The organism is Phycicoccus elongatus Lp2, assembly GCF_000367525.1.
Classification (GTDB): domain Bacteria; phylum Actinomycetota; class Actinomycetes; order Actinomycetales; family Dermatophilaceae; genus Phycicoccus_A; species Phycicoccus_A elongatus.
The window spans coordinates 2,231,751-2,254,407 of record NZ_HF570956.1 but is presented as its reverse complement, the minus strand read 5'-3'; the positions used below and the strand labels follow the sequence as shown (position 1 = coordinate 2,254,407).

Below are 22,657 nucleotides of genomic sequence, written 5' to 3'. Positions count from 1 at the left end.
CAGGTATGGGTGTGGTCGGCTGCGAGTTGAGTTCCGGGGTCAGCCGTGCGAGTTGACGAGCGAGTCGGCGGCGCGCACGAAGTAGTCCTTCATCGCGTCGGCATGCGCCTCGTCGATCGGCGCACCCTCGACGATCACGGTCTCCAGGGCGCCGACCATGTGGCGCAGCCAGCGGTCGCGCTGGTCGAGAGTCACGGCATACGGGACGTGGCGCATGCGCAACCGCGGGTGGCCGCGCTCCTGCGAGTAGGTGGTCGGCCCCCCGAAGTACTGCTCGAGGAACATCCGCAGGCGGCGCTCGGCCGGGCCCAGGTCCTCCTCCGGATAGAGCGCCCGCAACGGCTCATCGTCGGCGACCCCGGCATAGAAGTGGTGCACGAGGGCGGCAAAGGTCTCGGCGCCACCCACCTCGTCGTAGAAGGTCATCGCGGGCCCCCCAACCCACCAAACGGTATGCCGGGTGGGGCCTTCACACCGGCGGCGTCGAGCGCGTCCTTGATCCGCTCCCGCAGCTCGCGCTGCACGGCGTAGTTCTGGTTCGGGGCGCACTTGGCGACGGTGCGGATGGTCATCGTCTGACCGGCGATCGACTCGACGCCGACGACCTCGGGCTCCTCGAGCAACTGGTCGGACCAGGCCGGATCGGCGTCGAAATCGGCGACGACACCCTTGATGAGGGCGATGACGCGCTCGGCGTTCTCGGCATACGACACCGGGATGTCGACGGTCGCGGTCGACCAGCCTTGGGAGCGATTGCCGATCCGGACGATCTCGCCGTTGCGGATGTACCAGACCACACCGTTGGCGTCGCGCAGCCTTGTCACCCGCAGGCCGACCTCCTCGACGGTCCCGATCGCCTCGCCCGTGTCGATGACGTCGCCCACGCCGTACTGGTCCTCGAAGATCATGAAGACACCGGACAGGAAGTCCTTGACCAGGCTCTGCGCGCCGAAACCGAGCGCGACACCGCCGACCCCGGCCGACGCCAGCAGGGGGCCGAGTGGCAGGCCCACGAGCGCCATGACGGTCAGGACCGCAATCAGCGTGACGACGAAGGTGACGACGCTGCGCAGCAGTGAGCCCAGGGTGTTGACCCGTTGCACGTGCCGTTGGTGGGCGAGCCCCGCGGCCTGCGCGAGGACGCGCCCGGCCCGGCCCGACGAGCCCACCTTCTCGACCGACTTGCTCGTCATCAGGCCGACCACCCGATTGATGGCTCGGTGGGCCAGCCAGCGCACGACGAGGGCGAGCACGAGCGTGAGCAGGACGCGCAAGCCGTCACCGATCACCCAGGTCACCAGTCGATCCCAGAAGGTCTCCCAGGCAGCGACCCCGCCCCAGAGGTCGGGCATCAGGCGTCCTCGGCGTCGCGGGCCTGCGCCCGCAGAGCCCGGTCGATCGGGTCGACGGCCTCGGTCACCAGACGGCGCAGGGCATCAGGGGCTTCCGGGTGCTCGGCCAACCAAGTGCGCGTCGCATCCCGGAGCCGCTCATCGGCGAGCGCTCGCGGATAGAAGCCGTAGACGATCGCCTCGACGAGCGCGTGTGATCCCTTGCGCTCGATGCCCGCGAGCATCTCGTGGTAGCGCGCCACGAAGCCCTGCAAGGCGTCGGTGTCCCACAGCCGCCCGAAGCCCAGGGCGAGCGCCTCCACCGTCGCATTGGCCAGGCCGTCCTGGACGACCGCGGCGCGCCAAGCCGCCTCCTTGGCCGCCACCGTGGGCATCGACGCGCGGGCCCGTGCGGCGCGCTCGCGGCCGGTCGCGGTGTCGTCGCGCTTCAGTTCTGCCGCGATGGCTGCCTCGTCGGCGGCACCGGCGCCTGCCAGACCGGTGAGCAGGGCCCAACGCAACTCGGTGTCGACCGCGAGACCGTCGATGACCTCACTCCCGTCCAGCAACCCCGAGAGGTATGCCGTGTCGTCACCGGTGGTGGTGAAGGAGGAGGCCGCCGACACCAACTGCAACTGGGCGTCGCTGCCCGGCTCGGCGGCGCGAGCGAGGTCCCACAGGCGGGCCAGGGTCTGGCGGCGAGTGTCGGCGCGTCTCGCGGGGTCGACATACATGGCGACCGCGGTGGTGAGCTGCTGCACCAGGGTTCGCAGGAGGGTCGAGTCCGACTCGCCGGGAAGCGCGGACAGGACGAGGTCGACGAAGTGCCGCGCACCCATCTCGCCGTCGCGGGTCATGTCCCACGCGCTGGCCAGGACCAGTGACCGGGGGAGCGAGCCGGTGAAGGCCCGCGGGTTGCCCAGGGCGGTGGCCAGGGACCGTTCGTCGAGACGGATCTTGGCGTAGGCCAGGTCGTCGTCGTTGACGAGCAGCAGGTCCGGCTGCTCGGTGCCGATCAGTTCAGCCACCTCGGTGCGCTCGCCCTCGACGTCGAGTTCGATCCTCGAGGTCCGCTCCAGCACCCCGTCGACGAGGCGGTAGGTGCCCACGGCGAGACGGTGCGGTCGCAGCGTGTCGTAGCCCGCGGCATACGACTGCTCGAGGGTGACCGAGGAGTAGAGCCCGCGGTCGTCGACGGCGACCACCGGTCGCAAGGTGTTGACACCAGCGGTCTCGAGCCACTTCGTCGACCAGGCGCGTAGGTCGCGGCCCGAGGTCGCCTCGAGCTCGGTGAGGAGGTCGTCGAGAGTGGTGTTGCCCCAGGCGTGCTTGGCGAAATAGGCGCGCAGCCCGTCGCGGAAGGCGTCGCGACCCACATAGGCGACCAGTTGCTTGAGCACCGACGCGCCCTTGGCGTAGGTGATGCCGTCGAAATTGACCTCGACATCGGCGAGGTCACGGATGGGAGCGACGATCGGGTGGGTCGACGAGAGCTGGTCCTGACGGTAGGCCCAGTCCTTCTCATGGGTCTGGAAGGTCGTCCACGCGTCGGTCCAGGCCGTGGCCTCGGCCTGGCAGGTCGTCGAAGCCCACTCGGCGAAGGACTCGTTGAGCCACAGGTCGTTCCACCACTTCATCGTCACGAGGTTGCCGAACCACATGTGCGCCAGCTCGTGCAGGATCGTCAGCGCGCGGCGCTCGACGAGCGCCTCGGTCACCTTGGACCGGAAGACGTACATCTCGTTGATGGTCACGCACCCGGCGTTCTCCATGGCCCCCATGTTGTATTCGGGCGTGAAGAGCTGGTCGTACTTGCGGAAGGGGTACTCGCAGTCGAATTCGGCCTCGAAGAAGGCGAATCCGCGCTTGGTGAGCTCGAAGATGTTGTCGGCGTCGAGGTACTGGGTCAGTGACTTGCGGCAGTAGATCGCGAGCGGCACGTCCCCGCGTCGCGAAGCCGCGACGTCGCGGACGACGTCGTAGGGGCCCGCGACGATCGCGGTGATGTAACTCGAGATCCGCTCGGTCGGCGTGAACTCCCACCGTGCCACGCCCTCCCTCACGGCCACCGGCTCGGGAGTGGGGGAGTTGGAGACGACCTGCCAATGGGCGGGTGCCGTCACCGTGAAGGTGAACTCGGCCTTGAGGTCGGGCTGCTCGAACACCGGGTACATCCGCCGGCTGTCCGGCACCTCGAACTGGCTGTAGAGGTAGACCTCGTCGTCGACCGGGTCGACGAAGCGGTGAAGGCCCTCACCGGTGTTCGTGTACTTTCCCGTTGCCTCGATGACGAGGACGTTGTCAGCCGCCAGTCCCGCGATGGTCACCCGCCCGTCCTCGTATGCCGCGGGCAGCTCGACCCCGTTGAGGGTCACCTTCTCGATGGAGGCGCCGACGAAATCGATCCAGGTGGACGCGCCAGGGTGCGCGCACGTGAAGGCGATGCGGCTGGTGGTGGCGAAGGTCGAGTCCGACGTCGTCAGGTCGAGGGTGACGTGCTGCTCGGTCACCGAGACAAGGGTGGCCCGCGCGGCGGCTTCGACGGCAGTGAGGTTGGTCCCTGGCATGGGCGCCATCCTCTCATCGGGCAGGATGTGGCCATGCCAGAACTTCTCCCCGTCACCTTCCACTTCGACCCGGCCTGCCCCTGGGCCTGGATGACCTCGCGATGGATGTCCGAGGTCGCCGAGCACCGCGACCTGGACCTCACCTGGGCCCTGATGAGCCTGCGTTACCTCAACGAGGACCGGGACATCGACCAGGGCTACCGGGACTTCATCGCGACCCGCCAGGACCTCAGCGGAGCCATCGCGGCGGCCGTTCTCCGCGACGGGCCACAGGTGGCCGCACCGCTCTACACCGCGATCGGCACGCGCGTGCATCCGCAGGGTCGGCGCGACTACGACGCGATCATCGCCGATGCCTTCGCCGAGGCCGCGGTGGCCCCGGTCAGCCAGGCCGAGATCGACGCCGACGCCACCCAGACGCTCCTGCGCGAGGGCACGGCGGCGGTCATTGCCAAGGTCGGGGAGGACGTCGGCACACCGACGATCGACATCGATGGTGCCGCGATGTTCGGGCCGGTCGTCACGCCGGCCCCCAAGGGCCAGGCGGCGCTCGACCTCTGGGACGGACTGGTCCTGGTGACCCGGACCCCCGGCTTCTACGAGCTCAAGCGGTCGCGGACCGACGACCCCATCTTCGACTGACTGCTCCACAGACCCGAGAGGCACCTGACATGCGCGTTCACATCGGCGGCGACCACGCGGCATACGACCTGCAACAGCACCTGCTGTCCTTCCTCGCCGAGCAGGGCCACGAGGTCATCAATCACGGGCCGGACACCTACGACGCCGCTGACGACTACCCGGTCTACGTGCTGAGAGCGGCCGAGGCCGTCGCGGCGGACCCGGGCAGCCTGGGCATCGTGCTCGGCGGCTCCGGCAACGGCGAGCAGATCGCCGCCAACAAGGTCAAGGGGCTGCGCGCGGCCCTCTGCCTGACCCCTGAGTTCGCCGAGTTGGCCCGGCTGCACAACGATGCCCGGGTCCTCTCCCTTGGAGGCCGCTTCACCGCTCTCGAGGAGGCCGAACAGATCGTGAAGGTCTTCTTGGTCACCGAGTTCACCGGCGAGGCGCGTCACCAGCGGCGGATCGACATGCTCGAGGCCTACGAGAGCGATGGGACTCTCCCCCCGCTGCCCTCCCACCCCTAGGGGTGAAAAGCCGCGGGCTCGTTGAGACCGCCTCTGACCTGCGGCTTTACGGCGGCACGACCGCTGGTGCATGATGCAGAAGGCGACCGCAATGGCGGTCCGCCGGTCGACAACAGGACTGAGGCGAGCTCACGTGGCGGGTCCTGCACGCGTCGTCACGCGCCGACGCAGTCGCAACGCGGCGCGGCGATTCGTCGCCGAACGAGGCTTTCGCCGCCATGCCGACACCGTCCTCTATGTCGGATTGATGCTGGGGACGGCGATCACCGGCTTCAGCATCTGGCGCTGGCCACACGCCGTGCCGCCGCTGGCGGTGGCCCCCTTCATCCTGCTTGCGGGCCTGCTCCTGCGCATCCAGCGCCTCAATCACGTCTTCGCGCTCAACGGCCTCGTCCTCACGCTCGACGCCTACACCCAGCACCGCCCGCTCGTGGTCATCGCCGCCTTCGCGCTGCTCGGGATCATGTATGTCGTCGCCACCTCCCGCGCGCGCCTGGGCATCCGCGGCCTGACCGGCGAGAACCTCCTCGTCGACCTGCGGGACCGGCTGGAGCGCACGGCCGAGATCCCACCACTACCCTCCGGGTGGAGCGCGGAGTTCGCCATTGCGGCCGCGAACGGCGAAGGCTTCGCGGGCGACTTCCTCGTCACCTCGCTGCCGATCAACTCCTCCCATCTGGAGGTCGCGCTCGTCGACGTCAGTGGGAAGGGGCGGCAGGCCGGATCCCGTTCCCTCCACCTCTCCGGTGCCTTCAGCGGATTGCTCGGCTCGGTGCCGCCCGAGACCTTCCTCACGCGCGCCAACGACTACCTGCTGCGCCAGCGGTGGGATGAGGGCTTTGCGACCGCGGTGCACCTCTGGCTCGACCTCGACACCGGCCGGTATGCCGTGTCGCGCGCGGGTCATCCGCCGGCTGCGGTTTTCCGTTCGGGGACAGCGAGTTGGCTGCTGGACTCCACCGTGCCCGGTCCGCTCCTCGGGGTCTTCGGCGGCGCGGAATTTCCCCTGGCCCATGGCGAGCTCGCGCCGGGCGACGGCCTCCTCATGTACTCGGACGGGGTGGTGGAGAGTCGAGGGCGAGACCTCATCGACGGACTGGACCGGATGCTGGGGGTCGCCTCCGGCATCCTCGTGGCCGGCCGCATGGGGGTCGCCGACGGGGTCGTCGCCGGAGCCCGATCGGGCGAGAGCGACGACCGGGCCGCCTTCTTCATCCGACGGGTCTGAGCGCCACCAGGGTCAGATCGGTGATGGTCCGGCCGGCCCGCAGGCCCTTGGCCTCGAAGCCGTCGGTGGGGCGCCAGGGCGGCCGGCTCGTGCTGTGCACGCTCCACCCTCCGTGTGCCGCCACCTGCTCGAGGACGTGCTCGGCATAGACGTCGTGGTCGGTCGCGATGCGCAGCACGCCGTCCTCGTCGAGCAGGCGGAGGAGCAGGTCGAGGGTGTGCTGTTGCACGAAACGCCGCTTGGCGTGCTTCTTCTTCGGCCAAGGGTCGGGGAAGAACAGGTGGACGGCTGACACCGACCCGGCCGCGACGCGCTCGTCCAGGAAGGGCAGGGCATCGCCGCGGTGCACGCGCACGTTGGTCACACCGGCCACCTCGGCCGCCGCGAGCATCCGGGCGACGCCGGGGACGTGCACCTCGAGGGCGAGGAGATCGTGTTCGGGGTGCGCCGCGGCATACGCAATGGCGGCGGCGCCGTGGCCGGAACCGATCTCGACGACCAAGGGTGCACGGCGCCCGAACGCAGCGGCCGGGTCAAGCGGCCCTTCCGGCACCTGCACCTCGGGCAGGAGGCGCTCCATGCGCTCGGCCGTCAGGGGGGAGGTGCGCCAGCGTGGGGTGAAGGTGCGCACACCTGGTCGGGGCACATGATCGAGTTGCTTGCGGATGGACACGAGGCGCAAGCCTATGAGGGATCCACCACGCCCAGTCGGGGTGACAGGATTTGAACCTGCGGCCCTTGCGTCCCAAACGCAATGCGCTACCAAACTGCGCTACACCCCGGTGCGGTCATCCTATGCGCCACCGGGGAGTGCTTCGGACGGGATTTCGGTCTGCCCCGGCCGACCATTACGCTGGTGCGGCCCCCGCGGTGCGAGCTGACGGGGTGCGCGGGCGTAGCTCAATGGTAGAGCCTCAGTCTTCCAAACTGATTACGCGAGTTCGATTCTCGTCGCCCGCTCGTGCGCAATGCCCCGATCGGAGTCTTCGACTCCGGCTATGGCGGCCTGACGGTCGCCCGGGCGATCCTCGACCAGCTGCCGCATGAGTCGGTGGCCTACCTCGGCGACACCCTCCACGCGCCCTATGGGCCGCGACCGATCGCCGAGACCCGAGCCCTGGCCCTGGACTGCCTCGACCGACTCGACCACCACGGCGTGAAGATGCTCGTCATCGCGTGCAACACCGCGAGCGCGGCGGTCCTGCACGATGCCCGCGAACGCTATGACGTGCCGGTCATCGAGGTGATCCGGCCGGCGACCCGGCGGGCGGTGCGGGCGACCCGCAATCGCCGCGTCGGTGTCATCTCGACGATGGGCACGCACCAGTCGGGTGCCTACCTCGACGCCTTCGCCGCGGCACCCGATCTGTCCGTGATGAGCGTGCCCTGCCCGCGCTTCGTCGAGTTCGTCGAGGCCGGAGTGACCTCCGGTCCCGAGCTTGCCGCCGTCGCGGCCGACTATCTGGCTCCGCTCAAGGCGGCCGACGTCGACACGGTGGTGCTCGGATGCACGCACTATCCGCTCCTGACTGGTGTCATTTCCTACGAGATGGGTGAGGACGTCACCTTGGTTTCCTCAGCGGAGGAGACCGCCAAGGACGTGTATCGCGTGTTGCGGGAGCACGACCTGCTCCGCGCTGACGATCTGCCGCCGCCGACGCACGGTTTCACCACGACCGGCGACCCGGCCGAGTTCCGCAGGCTCGCTACACGCTTCCTGGGTCTGGGCAGCGAGCTGGGGGAGCTCTTCGTGTCGCTGCCGCCCTCGCCGTCGATGCCCTAGCCCCCTCACACCACTCCTTGCGTCAGCTCTTGCCGCCGGTCCCGCTCGCGCGGAAGCCGAACCAGGCATCGTTCATCCGCTCGACCTGACCGGGCGTGAACATGTCCATGCAGGAGTCCTGCGTGTAGTCCATGAAGTTGTGGATCGGGTCCAGGCCGGGGGCCGTGCAGGTGTCGGCGCCCTCGGGGCAGTCGAACTGGGCCTGGGCCTCCCGCGGGGTGTCGGCGACATAGTCACCCGCGGCCGAGCAGCCCTTGTTGAAGGTGTGGTCGAGCATCATCCAGTGCCCCACTTCGTGTGTGAGGGTGTCACCCAGCGCGTACTTTCCGGCCGTGCCACCGGGCATGGACTCGTCGAGCATGACGACGCCGTCGATGTAGTCGCGACCGTTGTTGTAGCCCTTGGGGAAGTACGCCCAGCCGAGCAGACCGCCGCCGATGTTGGCGGAGTAGACGTTGAGGGTGCGGGAGTCACCCTCGTAGAGCGCCTTCTTCATGTCGCGTTCGTTCTTGCCCGGCTCGACCGTGTACCAGGCCGGGTTGACGGTCCAGGTGATCTTGTCGAGGCGGAAACGGAACGGGCTGTCCGCGGCATCCGGCGCGGTCCTGCCGGAGTAGGAGTCGTTGAGAACCTGCACCTGGGCGTTGATCATCGTGGTCCACCGGGTCGTCTCGGCGGCGCTGAGCGCATGGTCGGACACGACGTGGAAGACGGTCGGGATGGTGACGGAGCCATTCGCGGCGCGTGGGTAGTCCTTGAGCACGCCATAGGCGTTCGCCTCGCTCTTGTCCCGGATGAGCGACGGCTCCTTGGCCGTCGCGCCCTTGGCCAGTCGCCCTGCGCCGGGGTCACACTGGCTGGCGCCCGTGGACGCTGTCAGTGGCGTTGCGGACGCGGCTGCCGAGCCGCTCAGAGCGGTGCCGAGCACGAGGGCAGTGACGGCGAACGCGGTCTTGGTGATGCGCATGGATCCTCCGGCAGGCAGGGGCGGGTCAGTCCGCGTCGCAACCTACTCGCGTTGTAGCCACCGCGGAGGGAATCAGGACGACAAGCTCGCAAGTCGGCTGTTCGCACCGCCAGCGTCGAGACCTCGCTGCAACTTCTCGAGGACGATCCGGCCCGGCCCGGAGGTGTGGGGCGATTCGGCCCCGGCAGCCGCGGCGGCTAGCATGAGTGGTCACGTATGCCGCGTGCTCGCCACGCGTGCCCACCCACTTGGGGAGGCGGCCGGGGAAGCCCGGCCCCGCGGCATACCGCAGCAAAGCCCTGACATCGATCCCAAGTGGAGTGCGTGAAGTGAAGAGTGCCGTCGAGACCCTCAGCCCGACCCGGGTCAAGCTGCTCGTCGAGGTGCCGTTCGACGAGTTGAAGCCCGAGCTCGACAAGGCCTACCAGACGATCGCGTCCTCGATCCAGATCCCCGGCTTTCGCAAGGGCAAGGTGCCCTCGCGGATCATCGACCAGCGCGTCGGCCGTGGCGCGGTCGTCCAGGAGGCCGTCAACGAGGCGCTTCCGCGGTTCTTCGCCGAGGCCGCCGAGGCCGAGAACCTCAAGGCGATCGGTCGCCCGGACGTCGAGGTGACCGCGGTGCCGCTCGCCGACGGCGAGGACTTCGAGTTCACCGTCGAGACCGACGTGCGCCCGGAGATCGAGCTGCCGGAGCTCGACGGGATCACCGTCCAGGTCGACGACGTCGCCGTCAGTGACGACGACGTCGAGGAGCGCCTGACCGACCTGCGTCAGCGTTTCGGCACCCTCGTCGGGGTCGACCGCGCGGTCGAGACCGGTGACCACGTCTCGATCGACCTCGCCGCCCGGATCGGTGACACCGACATCGACTCCGTCGAGGGCATTTCCTACGAGGTCGGCTCCGGCAACATGCTCGAGGGCATGGACGATGCGCTCGTCGGCATGACCGCCGGCGAGACCAAGACCTTCACCGCTCCGCTCGCCGGTGGCGAGCACGAGGGCCAGGACGCCGACTGCACCGTCACCGTCCAGTCCGTCAAGGTCCGTGAGCTCCCTGAGCTCGACGACGAGTTCGCCCAGCTGGCCAGCCCCTTCGACACCCTCGACGAGCTCAAGGACGACCTGCGCAGCCAGGCCGAGCAGGCCAAGAAGTTCGAGCAGGGCGTCCAGGCCCGCGACAAGGTCCTCGAGCACCTGCTCGAGGTCACCGAGGTCCCGGTGCCGGACGGCATCGTCGAGGACGAGGTCAACAGCCACCTCGAGGGTGAGAACCGGCTCGACGACGACGAGCACCGCGCCGAGGTCGACGAGAACACCCGCAAGGCCCTCAAGGCCCAGTTCCTGCTCGACGCGCTCGCCGAGAAGCTCGAGGTCAACGTCGAGCAGCCCGAGCTCATCGAGTACCTGATCATGAGTGCCCAGCAGTACGGCATGGACCCGAACCAGTTCGCCCAGGCGATCGACAGCCAGGGCCAGATCGGCTCGATGGTCCAGGAGGTGGCCCGCCGCAAGGCGCTCGCCGCCGTCCTCGAGCAGGCGACCGTGACGGATGCCTCGGGCAACGCCGTCGACCTCAACGAGTTGGTTCCGGAGGCCGAGGATGCCGAGGCCGACGGGGCCACCGGGGCTGCTGCCGAGGACGTCGAGGCTGTCGAGGACGTGGTCGAGGAGACCGACGCCAAGGCCTGAGCCGCCGCCGCTGATCCCTTGCGTCCGCGTTTTCCGTTGTTACAGCGACGGAAAACGCGGACGCAAGCGTTTGGGGGGGCCCGAGGTGGTGCCGCGCCGCAACATGACGTCATAACTGGTGGCGATTGGCGCGTCGCCGCCGATCGCAGCGCGCGCCATTGCACCCATCCTTCGGCCCTTCTCCGCACCGGGTTGGTCGACCGTCGTCAGGGTCTGGTCGAGCCAGGGCACGTCGATGCCGTCGAAGCCGGTGACCGACAGGTCCTCGGGGACGCGCAGGCCCAGTGAGGTCGCGGCCCGGATTGCGCCGGCCGCGAGCAGGTCGGACTGCGCGACGATCGCGGTCGGTCGCTCGTCCTCGGGCAGGCCGAGCAGCAGGCGCGCCGCCGCCTCACCCTCGGTCACATCGGCAGCGGCGGCCTGGACCACGGGGCCGGTGACGAGGGCAAGGAACCCTCGGGCTCGCTCCCGCGCATCGGGGTATGCCGCGTGCTCGACCTCCATGGCCTGGACCCCGGTCGTCGTGGCGTGAGGCCGCAGCGGCAGGGTGATATGACCGATCCGCTCGTGCCCCAACTCGAGAAGATGGCGGACGGCCAGGCCTTGGGCGGCGGCCTCGTCGACCCGCACGTGGGTGACGCGGGTGTCCTCCGGGGCCCCGCTGCCGATGATCGGGATGCCTCGGCCGGCGAGAGTCTCGACGAGCGGGTTGGTCGAGGGGCCACAGAACGGGAAGATCGCGGCATCCATGGCCATCGTGGCGGTGCGTGCGCCGAGCTCGTCGAGGTCGTGCGGGTCCTGGGCCAGGAGGAGGAGGCCGAGCCCGTCGCGACCGAGTTCGTCGGCGAGCCCGTCGAGGACCTGGACGGCATACGGATCACGCAAAGCGAGGGTGAGCGGGGACTCGACGACGACGGCGACCACGCCGCTGCGCCCTGCCCTCAGGGAGGAGGCGACCGGGTCGGGTCCGCGGTAGCCCAGTGCCGTCGCTGCCGTCCGCACTCGGGCCGCTGTCTCCTCGGAGACGGGGCCCTTCCCGCTGAACACCAGAGAGGCGGTCGAGAGCGACACTCCGGCGCGCTCGGCGACCCTCTTGAGGGTGGTGCGTCGAGGGCGTGGTGCGGTCATGAGCCCACTGTAGTCGAAACGATTCGGGTGCTCATGGGCCTCTGTTTTGACAGGACTCTGTGCTCACCAGCACACTGAACTCGAAACGATTCGACACCTCTTGCAAGGACACGCCATGACTCCCGTCGCCGTCGACCGCCAGACGCTGGAGCGCGCCAAGCTCGCCACCTTCGCCTTCTTCCTGCTCGCGGGCGTGGCGTTCGCGAGTTGGGCGAGTCGGATCGCTGACGCCAAGAACGATCTCGGCCTGGGCGCCGGCGAGCTCGGGGCGACCCTCTTCGCGATGTCGGTGGGCTCGGTCCTCGCCCTTCCCCTGACCGGTCGGGTCGTCGAGCGTTTCGGCGTCGTCCGCACCATCCGCGCGGGCATGATCGCCGCCGCTCTGGGCGCCGTCGTCGTCGGTCTGGGCGTCGACACCTTTGCCTCGCGGCCGGTGGTCATGGGCGGGCTCTTCCTCCTCGGGGTCGGCGTCGGCGGCTGGGATGTCGCGATGAACCTCGAGGCCACCGACGTCGAGCGCCACCTCGGGCGCGCGATCATGCCGCACTTCCACGCCGCCTTCAGCGGTGGCACGGTGCTCACTGCCCTGCTCGGTGCCGGACTGTCGTGGGCCAACGTGCCGATCCTTGCGCACCTGTCGGTCGTCGCCGTCCTGGTCACGGTGGCTGGCCTGTGGGCCCTGCGCTCCTGCCTTCCTCACGAGGCGACGGCCGCGGGCGCGACGGCTGCCCACAAGGCCACGACCGGGGAGAAGTCCGCCTCGGCCTGGCGTGAGCCCCGAACCCTGCTCATCGGCTTGGTCGTCCTGGTCGCCGCCTTCACCGAGGGCACCGCCAACGACTGGCTGGCCGTTGCCTTCCACGAGGGACACCAGCTCCCGACCTGGGCGGGCGTCCTGGCCTTCGCGACCTTCCTGACCTGCATGACCGTGGGCCGGATCGTCGGCACCTCACTGCTCGACGAGCACGGTCGCGTCCCCGTCCTGCGCGTCTGCTTCACCCTGGCGATCATCGGCTCGGCCATGGTCATCTTCGGCAACGCCTGGCTCGCCTTCGTCGGTGCCGCGATCTGGGGTGTCGGTGCCTCGCTCGGCTTCCCGGTCGGCATGAGCGCCGCTGCCGACGACCAGGCTCGGGCCGCCGCCCGCATGTCGGTCATCGCCACCATCGGGTATGCCGCCTTCCTCGCCGGTCCTCCCCTCCTGGGCTTCCTGGGCGACCACTGGGGTGTGCTCAAGTCCCTCACCGTCGTCGGGGCCGGCGCCATCCTGGCGCTCCTCATCGTCCCGGTGACCCGCGAGCCGCAACGGGCGGTCGACCACGCGGCCGAGCCCGCACAGCCGGTCGGCTGAGCCCGCGGCATACTGGCCGTTGTGCTCAGGGCGAACACGGGCCACACCCGGGAGTGGACCGGGGGAGCGGCGCGTTAGGGTCACTGACAAGCCAGACCCCATCGTGTCGACAGGAGCGAGACCTTCGTGAGCACCCCTGACATCGTGGCCGCCGGCCCGGGACCCCAGACCGGCCTCGACGACCACATCTACAACCGCCTCCTCAAGGAGCGGATCATCTTCCTCGGCTCGGACGTGCGCGACGACAATGCGAACGCGATCTGCGCCCAGATGCTGCTGCTCGCGGCCGAGGACCCGGAGAAGGACATCTGGCTCTACATCAACAGCCCCGGTGGCTCGGTGACGGCCGGCATGGCGATCTTCGACACCATGCAGTGGATTCCCAATGACGTCGCGACCGTCGCCATGGGCATGGCCGCGTCGATGGGACAGTTCCTCCTCAGCGCCGGCACCAAGGGCAAGCGCTATGCCACCCCGCACGCGCGCGTCATGATGCACCAGCCCTCCGGTGGCATCGGCGGCACGGCCTCGGACATCAAGATCCAGGCCGAGCAGTTGCTGCACATCAAGAGGCAGATGGCCGAGCTCATCGCCCAGCACACCGGCCAGAGCGTCGACCAGATCGAGAAGGACTCCGACCGCGACCGCTGGTTCACGGCGTCCGAGGCCAAGGACTACGGCTTCGTGGACCACGTGTTCACCAGCGCCGCCGACGGCCCGAAGTCCGACAACCCGGTCACCGACAAGTGACCGTGGCGAGAGAGCAGAGACCTGACATGACCTTCCCTGACATCACCGGTCGACTCCAGGTGCCGGCGCCGACCAGCCGTTACATCCTGCCGAACTTCGAGGAGCGCACCTCCTACGGCATGAAGCGGATGGACCCCTACACCAAGCTCTTCGAGGACCGCATCATCTTCCTCGGGGTGCAGGTCGACGACGCCTCCGCCGACGACGTCATGGCGCAGTTGCTCGTGCTCGAGTCCCAGGACCCGGACCGCGACATCCTCATGTACATCAACAGCCCCGGTGGCTCGTTCACGGCGATGACGGCGATCTACGACACGATGCAGTACATCCGGCCCGACGTGCAGACCTTCGTCATCGGCCAGGCCGCCTCGGCGGCCGCCGTGCTGCTCGGTGCCGGCGCCAAGGGCAAGCGCTTCGGCCTGCCCAACGCCCGCATCCTGATCCACCAGCCCGCCATCGAGGGCACCGGCGGCATGGCCTCCGACCTGGAGATCCACGCCAACGAGGTGCTGCGCATGCGCTCCTGGCTGGAGGACACGATCAGCAAGCACTCGGGCAAGGACGTCGAGGAGGTCCGCAAGGACATCGAGCGCGACAAGATCCTCTCCGCCGACCAGGCCAAGGACTACGGCCTGATCGACGTCGTCCTGGAGAGCCGCAAGGCCAACAACTGACGCCTCTTGGGGTATGCCGTGGGGCCGGGTTCCGCTTGGGACCCGGCCCCGCGGCATACCCGTGCAGAACGGGTGAAGGACATTGCGCTGACAGCGGACAAACGCGACGCGTCTCCCGCCACGGGCGTTCAATGAGCGTGTGGGGCAGGTGGCGCAGGTAGCGTCGGTCCGACGATCTGGCGTCAGGAAGGGTGAACCGTGGCACGTGTGGGAGAGAGCAGCGACTTGCTCAAATGCTCCTTCTGCGGCAAGTCGCAGAAGCAGGTCAAGAAGCTCATCGCCGGGCCGATGGTCTACATCTGCGACGAGTGCATCGACCTGTGCAACGAGATCATCGAGGAGGAGCTCGTCGAGTCCTCGGACGTCGGCCTGGGGGAGTTGCTCAAGCCGCGCGAGATCCACGCGTTCCTCGGCGAATACGTCATCGGTCAGGATCGCGCCAAGCGTGCCCTGGCCGTCGCGGTCTACAACCACTACAAGCGCATCCAGGCGGAGGCGAGCCTGACGAGCAAGAAGGACCCCGAGCATGTCGAGCTCGCCAAGTCCAACATCCTGCTCATCGGCCCGACGGGCTCCGGCAAGACCTATCTCGCGCAGACCCTCGCCAAGATGCTCAACGTGCCGTTCGCTGTCGCCGACGCGACCGCGCTCACCGAGGCCGGCTATGTCGGTGAGGACGTCGAGAACATCCTTCTCAAGCTCATCCAGGCCGCCGACTACGACGTCAAGAAGGCCGAGACCGGCATCATCTACATCGATGAGATCGACAAGGTTGCGCGCAAGGCTGAGAACCCCTCGATCACCCGTGACGTGTCCGGCGAGGGTGTCCAGCAGGCGCTACTGAAGATCCTCGAGGGCACGACGGCCTCGGTGCCTCCGCAGGGTGGGCGCAAGCACCCGCACCAGGAGTTCATCCAGATCGACACGACCAACGTCCTGTTCATCGTCGGTGGCGCCTTCGCCGGCTTGGACCGGATTGTGGAGTCCCGCACCGGCAAGAAGGGCCTGGGCTTCGGCGCGGCACTGCACACGCCCAAGGACCAGGACTCGATGTTCGCCGAGACCACGCCCGAGGACCTGATGAAGTTCGGGCTCATCCCCGAGTTCATCGGTCGCCTCTCGGTCATCACGGCCCTCGAGGGCCTCGACGAGGAGACCCTCGTCCGGATCCTCACCGAGCCTCGCAATGCGCTCGCCAAGCAGTACGCGCGACTGTTCGCCATCGACGGCGTCGAGCTCGAGTTCGAGCCGGATGCCCTTACGGCCATCGCGAAGAAGGCACACGAGCGAGGCACGGGTGCTCGCGGTCTACGGGCGATCATGGAGGAGGTCCTCCTCGACATGATGTTCGACGTCCCCAGTGACGACGAGATCGCCAAGGTCGTGGTCACCCAGGAGACGGTCGAGGCCAAGGTGCTGCCGACGATCGTGCGCCGCAGCGAGGAGACCCGCAAGCGCACGCCGCGCAAGCGCAGCGCCTGATGCTGGTGGCGCGAAGGCGCCTCGACCGACCACGATGGGTGCCGTGAGCACGGCATACCGATTGCGCAGCGGTGACCGCGGTCCGGTGCAGCAGTCGCCCGTCACCTGCGGATCGGCCTGCCTGACGGTGGCACGCATGCTGGTGGATCCGGCGTTCGCCTCGTGGATCCGCACCGGCCGACCGCACCTCCCCGGTGCCCCAACCGGTGACACCGAAGGCGAACGGTTCGCCGCCTACGAGCGCGTCGTGCAGCGGCGGACCAATGGGCTCTTCCCCGCGGGCCTGCACCTCAACGTGCCGTGGCCGCGCGCCCTGGGCACGCCGCCCTGGGGCGCCAAGCGCGAGTTGGAGTTCGGTGCCGCGCGCCGGGGGACGGACTACACCGTCGAGGTGCTGCGCCCTGACGATGCCGACGCGCTACGCCAGTCCTTCGACCGGCTCGTCGACGTGGTGGCCGAGGGCGAGCCGGGGCTGCTCTACGTCGGCGCGTCCACCCTGCCCCGGCATGTCGTCCTCATCCTTCCCGGTGACGGTGACCGGATGCTCGACGTCTACGACCCGGGCACCGGCCGCGTCGACCACTTCCGGCGCGACGCGATGGTCGAACGCCGGTTGGGGCTGTCCGGCTGGGACGTGGCGTGGTTCAGTATCCAGCCCGTGGGTTACGGGCGCCGGACCGTGCGAGTGCCGGCGACCGATTTCGACCCCGCCCCCGCCTGAGACCCCCTTGCGTCCGCGTCTTTCGTCGCTCCGGCGACGCACGACGCGGACACAAGGGCTAGGGGGTCTTGGGCTTCTCGACAGGGATGAGTACTGCGTCGCTGCCGACGGTTTCCGCTCCCTCGGGTCCTTCGGCCAGGCGCAACTCGCCGGTGATCCGGCCGGCCGCCCGGAGATCGGCCTCACCCGCACGCACCAGGTCGTGGGATGCCGCGGGGCCGGTCAGCGTCAGCGCGGTCACCTCGGCGCGCATGCCGACCTTGGCCTCCGACTTCACCTTGCGGACCGCCGCCAAGGCGCCGGCCACGGCCGTGAGCACCTCGGGGTCACCGCCGGCAGGCAACTCCAGCACCGTGGGCCACGACGCGCGGTGGATCGAGTCCTCGTGCGTCCAGGACCAGACCTCCTCGGTGACATAGGGAAGCATCGGCGCGAGCAGCCGCAGCACGACGTCCAGCGCCAGCCGCAGGGTCGCGCGAGCGCTCGCCGCGCCCTCCTCACCGCGCGAGCCGTAGGCGCGGTCCTTGACCAACTCGAGGTAGTCATCGCAGAAGGACCAAAAGAAGGTCTCGGTGGCCTCCAGGGACCGCGTGTAGTCCCAGGCCTCGAAGCCGGCCGTCGCCCGCTCGACGACGGTGCGCAACTGGGCCAACAGCGCCAGATCGAGCGGGTCGGTGACCTGGGCCGCGAGATCACCGGTCACGTCCCCGAAGCCGAGCGCGAACTTGCTGGCATTGAGCACCTTGATCGCCAGCCGCCGCCCGACCTTCATCTGGCCGATGTCGTAGGCCGCGTCCGTCCCCAGGCGACCGCTGGCGGCCCAGTAGCGCACAGCGTCGGCCGAGTGCTCCTTGACGACGTCCTCGGGCGTGACGACATTGCCCTTGGACTTGCTCATCTTCTTGCGGTCCGGGTCGAGGATGAAGCCGCTGATTGCGGCGTTCGTCCACGGTGCCGTCCCGTGCTCCCAGAAGGACCGCACGACCGTCGCGAAGAGCCAGGTGCGGATGATGTCGTGCGCCTGTGGACGCAGGTCCATCGGGAAGACCTTGGCAAACAGTGGGCTCTCGCCAGTGCCGTCCGCGCCCTCGCCGCGCCACCCGGCAGCGATCTGCGGGGTGAGCGAGGAAGTGGCCCAGGTGTCGAGGACGTCCGGGTCGCCGACGAACCCACCGGGTATGCCGCGTTGCGCCTCCTCGTAACCAGCGGGCGGGTTGGCGGCCGGGTCGACCGGCAAGTCGCTCTCGGCGGGCAGGATCGGGTGGTCGTGGTCGACTTCGCCGTGCTCGTCGACGGGATACCAGACCGGGATCGGCACCCCGAAGAAGCGCTGTCGTGAGACCAGCCAGTCCCCGGAGAGGCCGGCCACCCAGTTCGCGTAACGGGCCTGCATGAAGGGCGGGTGGAAGGCGACGGACTGACCCATCCCGAAGAGCTTGGCGTTGAGGTCGGCCTCCCGCCCACCGTTGCGGATGTACCACTGACGGGTGGTGACGATCTCGAGCGGCTTCTCGCCCCGCTCGTAGAAGTTGGCCTTGCGTTGCGTCGGAGTCGGCTCGCCGTCGAGGTCGCCGGAGTCCCGAAGCGCGGTCACGATCGCCTCACGGGCCGAGAAGGCCGTCTTGCCGGAGACGCCCTCGGCGTAGAGACCGGCGCCCGGGCCGCCCGCCAGCCATTCGGGTGTCTCGGCCTGCATTCGACCGGTCCGAGTGATGATCGACCGGGTCGGCAACTGCAGATCGCGCCACCACTGCACGTCGGTGAGGTCACCGAAGGTGCAGCACATGGCGATGCCGGCGCCTTTGTCCGGCTCGGCGGCCGGGTGCGCCAGCACCGGCACCTCGACCCCGAAGAGCGGTGAGGTGACCGTGGAACCGAAGAGCGCGGCATACCTCTGGTCATCGGGGTGGGCGATGAGCGCGACCACCGAGGGGATGAGCTCGGGTCGGGTGGTCTCGATGAAGATCGGGCCGTCGGCACCGTGGAAGGCGACGCGGTGGTAGTGGCCGGGGTAGTCCCGCGCCTCGAGTTCGGCCTGGGCGACGGCCGTCTGGAAGGTCACATCCCACAGGCCGGGCGCCTCGGACTGGTAGGCCTCGCCGCGAATCACGTTGCGCAGGAACGCCTGCTGCGAGGTCGCCCGTGAGTGGTCGTCGATCGTCCGATAGGAGATCGACCAGTCGAGCGAGAAGCCCATCCGCCGGAAGAGGCTCTCGAAGGCCTCCTCGTCGCGCACCGTGAGCACGTCACAGAGCTCGATGAAGTTCTGCCGGCTGATCGGCTTCTCGTCGGCGGACTTGGTCGACTTCGCGTTGCCCTCGAAGGGCGGCACGAAGTCGGGGTCGTGGTGCAGTGAGGCGTCGCCGCGCACGCCGTAGTAGTTCTGGACGCGCTTCTCGGTCGGAAGGCCGTTGTCGTCCCAGCCGATCGGGTAGAAGACGTTGAAACCACGCATCCGCTTGTAGCGCGCCATGCAGTCGGTGTGCGTGTAGCTGAAGACGTGCCCCATGTGCAGCGATCCGGAGGCCGTGGGCGGGGGAGTGTCGATCGAGAAGACCTCGCCGCGCTCACCGGCCAACGCGCGGTCGCGGTCGAAGGCGTAGGTGTCCTGCTCGCGCCATACCTGCGTCCACCTGTCCTCCAGCCCGTCCAGGGACGGGCGCTCGGGAATCCGGGCAGCACTCGATGAGGTGGAGTCAGCGGTCATGGGTCGATTCTCCCAGATGGTGGACCGGGTCACGGACGTGCGTCAGGCCCGCTCGGTCTCGCGGCGGGCCCGCCGAATCATGCCCCACATGCCGAGCGCCAGGACGGTGCTCCCGGTGCCGAGGAGCAGCCACAGCGTGGTCTGGCGCTGGTCGGCGTTGGGATCGGGGACCGGAGTCAGATCAAGGGCCTGGGGTTCGTCTCGCGCGTCCCGCTGGGGTCTGCTGGCCGTCACCTCGAGTCGGTGGATGATCTGGGCGGCGGACTCCTGGGGGAAGCGTTGCCGGAGCAGGGCGACAGAGCCACTCACCAGCGCTGTCGCATAGCTCGAGGAGAGTGCGCCGTCATGGCCACAGTCCCCCCAGGCACGGTTGGCGAACAGCAGGTGCGACCACTCATCCCACTCAGCGCCCAAGCCGGCGACGTCGGCCTCCACCTGGTGATCGCGCGTCGCTCCGGTGGTGCGTCGCGAGCACTCTACGAGCCGGTGATCCAGGCGATGCGCGACCTCGCGGCACCGGGCCTCATGCTCAGCTCGAGCCCGGACGAAGGTGCCCTCGTCGGCCGGATCAAGGGGACGCCCCAACCCCCCGGCCGTGGCCGCATCGTCTCGCGCGAACTGGGCGATCAGGTCCTCCAATTGGCCCTCCAGCCTTCGGCCCACGAGTGAACCTACGCTCGCGTAGGGTGGCGCCATGGAGTTCCCCTACACGCCGGTCATCGGCCTGGCGCGGACCGTCTTCTTCCTCCAGGGGCTGAGGTTCACCATCCTCGGTGAGGAGAACGTCCCGGCGGTGGGCGGTGCCGTCATGGCGATCAACCACACCGGCTACTTCGATTTCACGTATGCCGGCCTCGCGGCCCGGCCGCGCGGCCGCCTGGTCCGCTTCATGGCCAAGAAGTCGGTCTTCGGGCACCGGGTGACCGGCCCCCTGATGCGAGGGATGAAGCACATCCCCGTCGATCGGCATGCCGGGCAGGGAGCGATCGAGGCGGGTCTGGCCGCGGTGCGTGCCGGCGAGATCGTCGGGATCTTCCCCGAGGCGACCATGTCCAGGTCCTTCGAGCTCAAGCCCTTCAAGGGTGGAGCCGCGCGCATCGCCCGCGACGGTGGCGTGCCGTTGTTGCCGACGACGCTCTGGGGGAGCCAGCGGGTGTGGACCAAGGACGCCCCGAAGCATCGGCTGCGCAGCAACACGCCGATCCACATCACCGTGGGGCAGCCCATGCACCTGGCCGCGGACGCCGACCTCAACGAGGCCACCGAGCAGCTGCGGTTGGCCATGGCCGGGCAACTTGCTGCCCAGCAGGCGGCATACCCGCGGATGACCGGTGACGACCTCCGCTACCTGCCGGCCCGCCTCGGCGGGACGGCGCCGACGCCGGAGCAGGCCCACGAACGTGACCACCACGACATGACGCGCAGGGTCGACAAGTTCAACCGCGGATCCAGTTCCTGACGATCAGACCGGGTGCCCGAGGTGCGCCAGGGCCTGACGCAGCAGGACGTCGTGGCCGCGGTCGAGATCGGCGAGCAGGGCGGGGTCGCGGGCCTCGTCCGGGGTGAGCCAGGCGAGGTCGAGTGCGTCCTGTTGCGGCGCACAGTCACCAGCCACGGGCACGACATAGGCGAGTGAGACCGCATGCTGGCGGGGGTCGTGGAAGGGCGTCACGCCGGGAGTGGGGAAGTACTCGGCGACGGTGAACGGCTGCGGGCTCAGCGGGATGCGGGGGAGGGCCATCGGCCCGAGGTCCTTCTCGACGTGCCGCAGGATGGCGTCGCGCAGCCGCTCGTGATGGAGCACGCGGCCGGAGACGAGCTCGCGAGTGATGCGGCCGTCCTCGTTGACCCGCAGGAGCAGGCCGATCCCGGTCACGGTGCCGCGCTCGTCGACCCGCACCGGGACGAGGTCGACATAGAGGATCGGCAGCTTCTCCCGAGCCTGATCCAGGTCCTCACGGCTCAGCCAGGCGCTGTCACGATCCAGTTCGAGGGGCATGAGGCGATTGTGCCAAGGGTGGCCCACAGGTGGTGGATCAGGGCGGGTTAGCATCGCCGGGTGCGGGTCCTGGTGCTGGGTGGAACGGCCGAAGCGCGGGCCTTGGCCGTCGCGCTGCACGACAGGGGGGTGGACTTCGTCTCCTCGCTGGCGGGTCGCGTCACCCGTCCGCGTATGCCGGTGGGCCAGGTTCGCATCGGCGGTTTCGGCGGCGTGGACGGGCTGGCCGACACCCTCCGCGAGGGGGGATTCACCCATCTCATCGACGCGACGCATCCGTTCGCGACGACGATGACCGCGCACGCCGTTGCCGCCGCAAGCCTGGCGGGTGTGCCCGCGCTGCGGCTGGCGCTGCCCCATTTCGCAGGGTGGACCGACCGGGACGTCCTCGTCCGCGTCGTGGAGCCCCTGGACGGGGAGGTCCCGCCGCGCTGGACGGTGGTCCTGGATCGTGGGCCCTACTGCCTCGACCGTGAGCTCGACCTGTTGCGAGGACACCGCATCGACGTCCTGGTCACGAAGGACTCCGGCGGCGCCTACACCAGCGCCAAGCTCGACGCCGCCGCCGAGCTGGGCGTCGCGGTCGTCGTGGTGGCTCGCCCACCGGCGCCGAGGGATCTGGTGACGATCGATGACGTCGCCGGCTGCCTCAGTTGGCTCGCCGCGACCGGCGGGATCGGCGACGAGCCACGACGCCCCGAGCCACCACGATGAGGCCGAGCGAGATCAGCCCGATGCTCCGCTCGAGGTGCACGGCGAGGCCCAGGTCGGCGACCGTCACCGCGGGCCCGTCGCCCAGGCGTCCGCGGTCCTCGACCACACCGTCATAGGTGTTCGATCCGCCCAGCGAGACACCCAGAGCGGCGGCGAAGGCGGCCTCGACCGGCCCGGCGTTCGGGCTCGGGTGTGCCGGCGCATCGCGGGCAACGACGGTGAGGACGTGGCGCGCCCCGGAGGTCGATCCGGTGGCGATCGCTGTGCTCAAGACGGTCAACCGGGCTGGGAGCCAGTTGGCGAGATCGTCGAGTCGGGCTGCGGCCCAACCGAATTCGCGATACCGCGGCGATCGGTGGCCGATCATGGCGTCGAGGGTGTTGATCGCCCGATAGGAGAGCAGGCCGGGCACCCCC

The 22,657-nt window shown here is 69.1% G+C and carries 23 protein-coding genes and 2 tRNA genes; 14 read left to right on the top strand and 11 right to left on the bottom strand.

Going from position 1 to position 22,657, the window contains the following annotated elements; translation table 11 throughout:
• Positions 1-39 precede the first annotated feature (39 nt).
• Genes BN10_RS10905 through pepN form a run of 3 tightly spaced genes read right to left on the bottom strand, consistent with a single transcriptional unit; the run spans position 40 to position 3,898 of the window.
• On the bottom strand, positions 40-426 hold the full coding sequence (locus BN10_RS10905) for a globin (RefSeq protein ID WP_010851300.1): 387 nt from the start codon (positions 424-426) through the stop codon (positions 40-42).
• The gene (locus BN10_RS10900) at positions 423-1,352 is read right to left on the bottom strand and encodes a mechanosensitive ion channel family protein (RefSeq protein ID WP_010851299.1); all 930 of its coding nucleotides are present in this window, start codon (positions 1,350-1,352) and stop codon (positions 423-425) included. The genes BN10_RS10905 and BN10_RS10900 overlap by 4 nt, the downstream gene beginning before the upstream one ends.
• Positions 1,352-3,898, bottom strand: a complete 2,547-nt coding sequence (gene pepN, locus BN10_RS10895; RefSeq protein WP_010851298.1) for an aminopeptidase N — start codon at positions 3,896-3,898, stop codon at positions 1,352-1,354. The genes BN10_RS10900 and pepN overlap by 1 nt, the downstream gene beginning before the upstream one ends.
• A gap of 33 nt (positions 3,899-3,931) precedes the next feature.
• Here pepN and BN10_RS10890 point away from each other — a divergent pair, with 33 nt between their 5' ends.
• From BN10_RS10890 to BN10_RS10880, 3 genes are all read left to right on the top strand, one after another.
• The gene (locus BN10_RS10890; RefSeq protein WP_010851297.1) at positions 3,932-4,540 is read left to right on the top strand and encodes a mycothiol-dependent nitroreductase Rv2466c family protein; all 609 of its coding nucleotides are present in this window, start codon (positions 3,932-3,934) and stop codon (positions 4,538-4,540) included.
• 29 nt (positions 4,541-4,569) lie between these two features.
• Positions 4,570-5,046 (top strand): ribose-5-phosphate isomerase, encoded by a 477-nt coding sequence (locus BN10_RS10885; protein WP_010851296.1) that lies wholly within the window; start codon positions 4,570-4,572, stop codon positions 5,044-5,046.
• Positions 5,047-5,179: 133 nt separating this feature from the next.
• Positions 5,180-6,274, top strand: a complete 1,095-nt coding sequence (locus BN10_RS10880) for a PP2C family protein-serine/threonine phosphatase (RefSeq protein WP_010851295.1) — start codon at positions 5,180-5,182, stop codon at positions 6,272-6,274.
• Here the strand turns inward: BN10_RS10880 and trmB are convergent.
• Positions 6,258-6,947: a tRNA (guanosine(46)-N7)-methyltransferase TrmB gene (trmB, locus tag BN10_RS10875; RefSeq protein WP_010851294.1), complete on the bottom strand. Its 690-nt coding sequence runs from the start codon at positions 6,945-6,947 to the stop codon at positions 6,258-6,260. The genes BN10_RS10880 and trmB overlap by 17 nt on opposite strands.
• 35 nt (positions 6,948-6,982) lie before the next feature.
• Positions 6,983-7,056, bottom strand: a tRNA-Pro gene (locus BN10_RS10870).
• Positions 7,057-7,163: 107 nt separating this feature from the next.
• On the opposite strand from BN10_RS10870, the gene BN10_RS10865 reads away from it, so the two are divergent.
• Together BN10_RS10865 and murI are read left to right on the top strand one after the other, a co-directional pair.
• A tRNA-Gly gene (locus BN10_RS10865) sits at positions 7,164-7,234 on the top strand.
• A 1-nt stretch (position 7,235) separates the two neighbouring features.
• Positions 7,236-8,057, top strand: coding sequence for a glutamate racemase (gene murI, locus BN10_RS10860; protein ID WP_010851293.1), 822 nt, complete (start codon positions 7,236-7,238; stop codon positions 8,055-8,057).
• A gap of 22 nt (positions 8,058-8,079) precedes the next feature.
• Here murI and BN10_RS10855 read toward each other — a convergent pair whose 3' ends face one another.
• Complete coding sequence (locus BN10_RS10855; RefSeq protein ID WP_010851292.1) at positions 8,080-9,024, bottom strand: zinc metalloprotease; 945 nt, start codon at positions 9,022-9,024, stop codon at positions 8,080-8,082.
• A 329-nt stretch (positions 9,025-9,353) separates the two neighbouring features.
• Between BN10_RS10855 and tig the strand changes: the two genes are divergently transcribed.
• On the top strand, positions 9,354-10,715 hold the full coding sequence (gene tig / locus BN10_RS10850; RefSeq protein ID WP_010851291.1) for a trigger factor: 1,362 nt from the start codon (positions 9,354-9,356) through the stop codon (positions 10,713-10,715).
• 39 nt (positions 10,716-10,754) lie between these two features.
• Here the strand turns inward: tig and BN10_RS10845 are convergent, their stop codons facing one another.
• A complete protein-coding gene (locus BN10_RS10845; RefSeq protein ID WP_010851290.1) occupies positions 10,755-11,843 on the bottom strand; it encodes a substrate-binding domain-containing protein in 1,089 nt (362 codons plus the stop codon).
• Positions 11,844-11,958: 115 nt separating this feature from the next.
• Here BN10_RS10845 and BN10_RS10840 point away from each other — a divergent pair, with 115 nt between their 5' ends.
• The 5 genes from BN10_RS10840 (at position 11,959) to BN10_RS10820 (ending at position 16,821) form a co-directional block, all read left to right on the top strand.
• Positions 11,959-13,194 carry an MFS transporter gene (locus BN10_RS10840; protein ID WP_010851289.1) on the top strand — a complete coding sequence of 412 codons (1,236 nt, stop codon included), beginning with the start codon at positions 11,959-11,961 and terminating at the stop codon, positions 13,192-13,194.
• Positions 13,195-13,320: 126 nt separating this feature from the next.
• Complete coding sequence (locus BN10_RS10835; protein WP_010851288.1) at positions 13,321-13,944, top strand: ATP-dependent Clp protease proteolytic subunit; 624 nt, start codon at positions 13,321-13,323, stop codon at positions 13,942-13,944.
• 26 nt (positions 13,945-13,970) lie between these two features.
• Positions 13,971-14,618 (top strand): ATP-dependent Clp protease proteolytic subunit, encoded by a 648-nt coding sequence (locus tag BN10_RS10830; RefSeq protein WP_010851287.1) that lies wholly within the window; start codon positions 13,971-13,973, stop codon positions 14,616-14,618.
• A 198-nt stretch (positions 14,619-14,816) separates the two neighbouring features.
• A complete protein-coding gene (clpX, locus tag BN10_RS10825; protein WP_010851286.1) occupies positions 14,817-16,100 on the top strand; it encodes an ATP-dependent Clp protease ATP-binding subunit ClpX in 1,284 nt (427 codons plus the stop codon).
• A 34-nt stretch (positions 16,101-16,134) separates the two neighbouring features.
• Positions 16,135-16,821, top strand: a complete 687-nt coding sequence (locus tag BN10_RS10820) for a hypothetical protein (RefSeq protein WP_010851285.1) — start codon at positions 16,135-16,137, stop codon at positions 16,819-16,821.
• A gap of 58 nt (positions 16,822-16,879) precedes the next feature.
• On the opposite strand, the gene valS is transcribed toward BN10_RS10820, so the two are convergent.
• Together valS and BN10_RS18090 are read right to left on the bottom strand one after the other, a co-directional pair.
• The gene (gene valS / locus BN10_RS10815) at positions 16,880-19,528 is read right to left on the bottom strand and encodes a valine--tRNA ligase (protein ID WP_010851284.1); all 2,649 of its coding nucleotides are present in this window, start codon (positions 19,526-19,528) and stop codon (positions 16,880-16,882) included.
• 42 nt (positions 19,529-19,570) lie between these two features.
• Positions 19,571-19,963 carry a S8 family serine peptidase gene (locus BN10_RS18090; protein ID WP_040751498.1) on the bottom strand — a complete coding sequence of 131 codons (393 nt, stop codon included), beginning with the start codon at positions 19,961-19,963 and terminating at the stop codon, positions 19,571-19,573.
• On the opposite strand from BN10_RS18090, the gene BN10_RS10805 reads away from it, so the two are divergent.
• Both BN10_RS10805 and BN10_RS10800 read left to right on the top strand, forming a co-directional pair.
• On the top strand, positions 19,874-20,197 hold the full coding sequence (locus BN10_RS10805) for a hypothetical protein (protein ID WP_198014049.1): 324 nt from the start codon (positions 19,874-19,876) through the stop codon (positions 20,195-20,197). The genes BN10_RS18090 and BN10_RS10805 overlap by 90 nt on opposite strands.
• Before the next feature lie 25 nt (positions 20,198-20,222).
• Complete coding sequence (locus BN10_RS10800) at positions 20,223-20,987, top strand: lysophospholipid acyltransferase family protein (RefSeq protein ID WP_010851282.1); 765 nt, start codon at positions 20,223-20,225, stop codon at positions 20,985-20,987.
• A 3-nt stretch (positions 20,988-20,990) separates the two neighbouring features.
• Here BN10_RS10800 and BN10_RS10795 read toward each other — a convergent pair whose 3' ends face one another.
• Positions 20,991-21,527, bottom strand: a complete 537-nt coding sequence (locus tag BN10_RS10795; RefSeq protein ID WP_010851281.1) for an NUDIX hydrolase family protein — start codon at positions 21,525-21,527, stop codon at positions 20,991-20,993.
• 60 nt (positions 21,528-21,587) lie between these two features.
• Between BN10_RS10795 and BN10_RS10790 the strand changes: the two genes are divergently transcribed.
• Positions 21,588-22,241, top strand: coding sequence for a precorrin-6A/cobalt-precorrin-6A reductase (locus tag BN10_RS10790; protein WP_010851280.1), 654 nt, complete (start codon positions 21,588-21,590; stop codon positions 22,239-22,241).
• Here BN10_RS10790 and BN10_RS10785 read toward each other — a convergent pair.
• A partial coding sequence (locus BN10_RS10785; RefSeq protein WP_040751492.1) for a cobalamin biosynthesis protein CobD/CbiB occupies positions 22,177-22,657 on the bottom strand: 481 nt, incomplete at its 5' end. The two genes, BN10_RS10790 and BN10_RS10785, sit on opposite strands and share 65 nt — an antisense overlap.

Excerpts from the sequence above, each read along its gene's own strand:
- valS (WP_010851284.1), bottom strand. The coding sequence starts at position 19,528 with ATGACCGCTGACTCCACCTCATCGAGTGCTGCCCGGATTCCCGAGCGC.
- BN10_RS10795 (WP_010851281.1), bottom strand. The coding sequence starts at position 21,527 with ATGCCCCTCGAACTGGATCGTGACAGCGCCTGGCTGAGCCGTGAGGAC.
- BN10_RS10840 (WP_010851289.1), top strand. The coding sequence starts at position 11,959 with ATGACTCCCGTCGCCGTCGACCGCCAGACGCTGGAGCGCGCCAAGCTC.
- BN10_RS10855 (WP_010851292.1), bottom strand. The coding sequence starts at position 9,024 with ATGCGCATCACCAAGACCGCGTTCGCCGTCACTGCCCTCGTGCTCGGC.
- BN10_RS10845 (WP_010851290.1), bottom strand. The coding sequence starts at position 11,843 with ATGACCGCACCACGCCCTCGACGCACCACCCTCAAGAGGGTCGCCGAG.
- BN10_RS10830 (WP_010851287.1), top strand. The coding sequence starts at position 13,971 with ATGACCTTCCCTGACATCACCGGTCGACTCCAGGTGCCGGCGCCGACC.
- BN10_RS10900 (WP_010851299.1), bottom strand. The coding sequence starts at position 1,352 with ATGCCCGACCTCTGGGGCGGGGTCGCTGCCTGGGAGACCTTCTGGGAT.
- BN10_RS10885 (WP_010851296.1), top strand. The coding sequence starts at position 4,570 with ATGCGCGTTCACATCGGCGGCGACCACGCGGCATACGACCTGCAACAG.
- BN10_RS10905 (WP_010851300.1), bottom strand. The coding sequence starts at position 426 with ATGACCTTCTACGACGAGGTGGGTGGCGCCGAGACCTTTGCCGCCCTC.
- BN10_RS10800 (WP_010851282.1), top strand. The coding sequence starts at position 20,223 with ATGGAGTTCCCCTACACGCCGGTCATCGGCCTGGCGCGGACCGTCTTC.
- pepN (WP_010851298.1), bottom strand. The coding sequence starts at position 3,898 with ATGCCAGGGACCAACCTCACTGCCGTCGAAGCCGCCGCGCGGGCCACC.
- BN10_RS10805 (WP_198014049.1), top strand. The coding sequence starts at position 19,874 with ATGGCCACAGTCCCCCCAGGCACGGTTGGCGAACAGCAGGTGCGACCA.
- BN10_RS10820 (WP_010851285.1), top strand. The coding sequence starts at position 16,135 with ATGGGTGCCGTGAGCACGGCATACCGATTGCGCAGCGGTGACCGCGGT.
- BN10_RS10890 (WP_010851297.1), top strand. The coding sequence starts at position 3,932 with ATGCCAGAACTTCTCCCCGTCACCTTCCACTTCGACCCGGCCTGCCCC.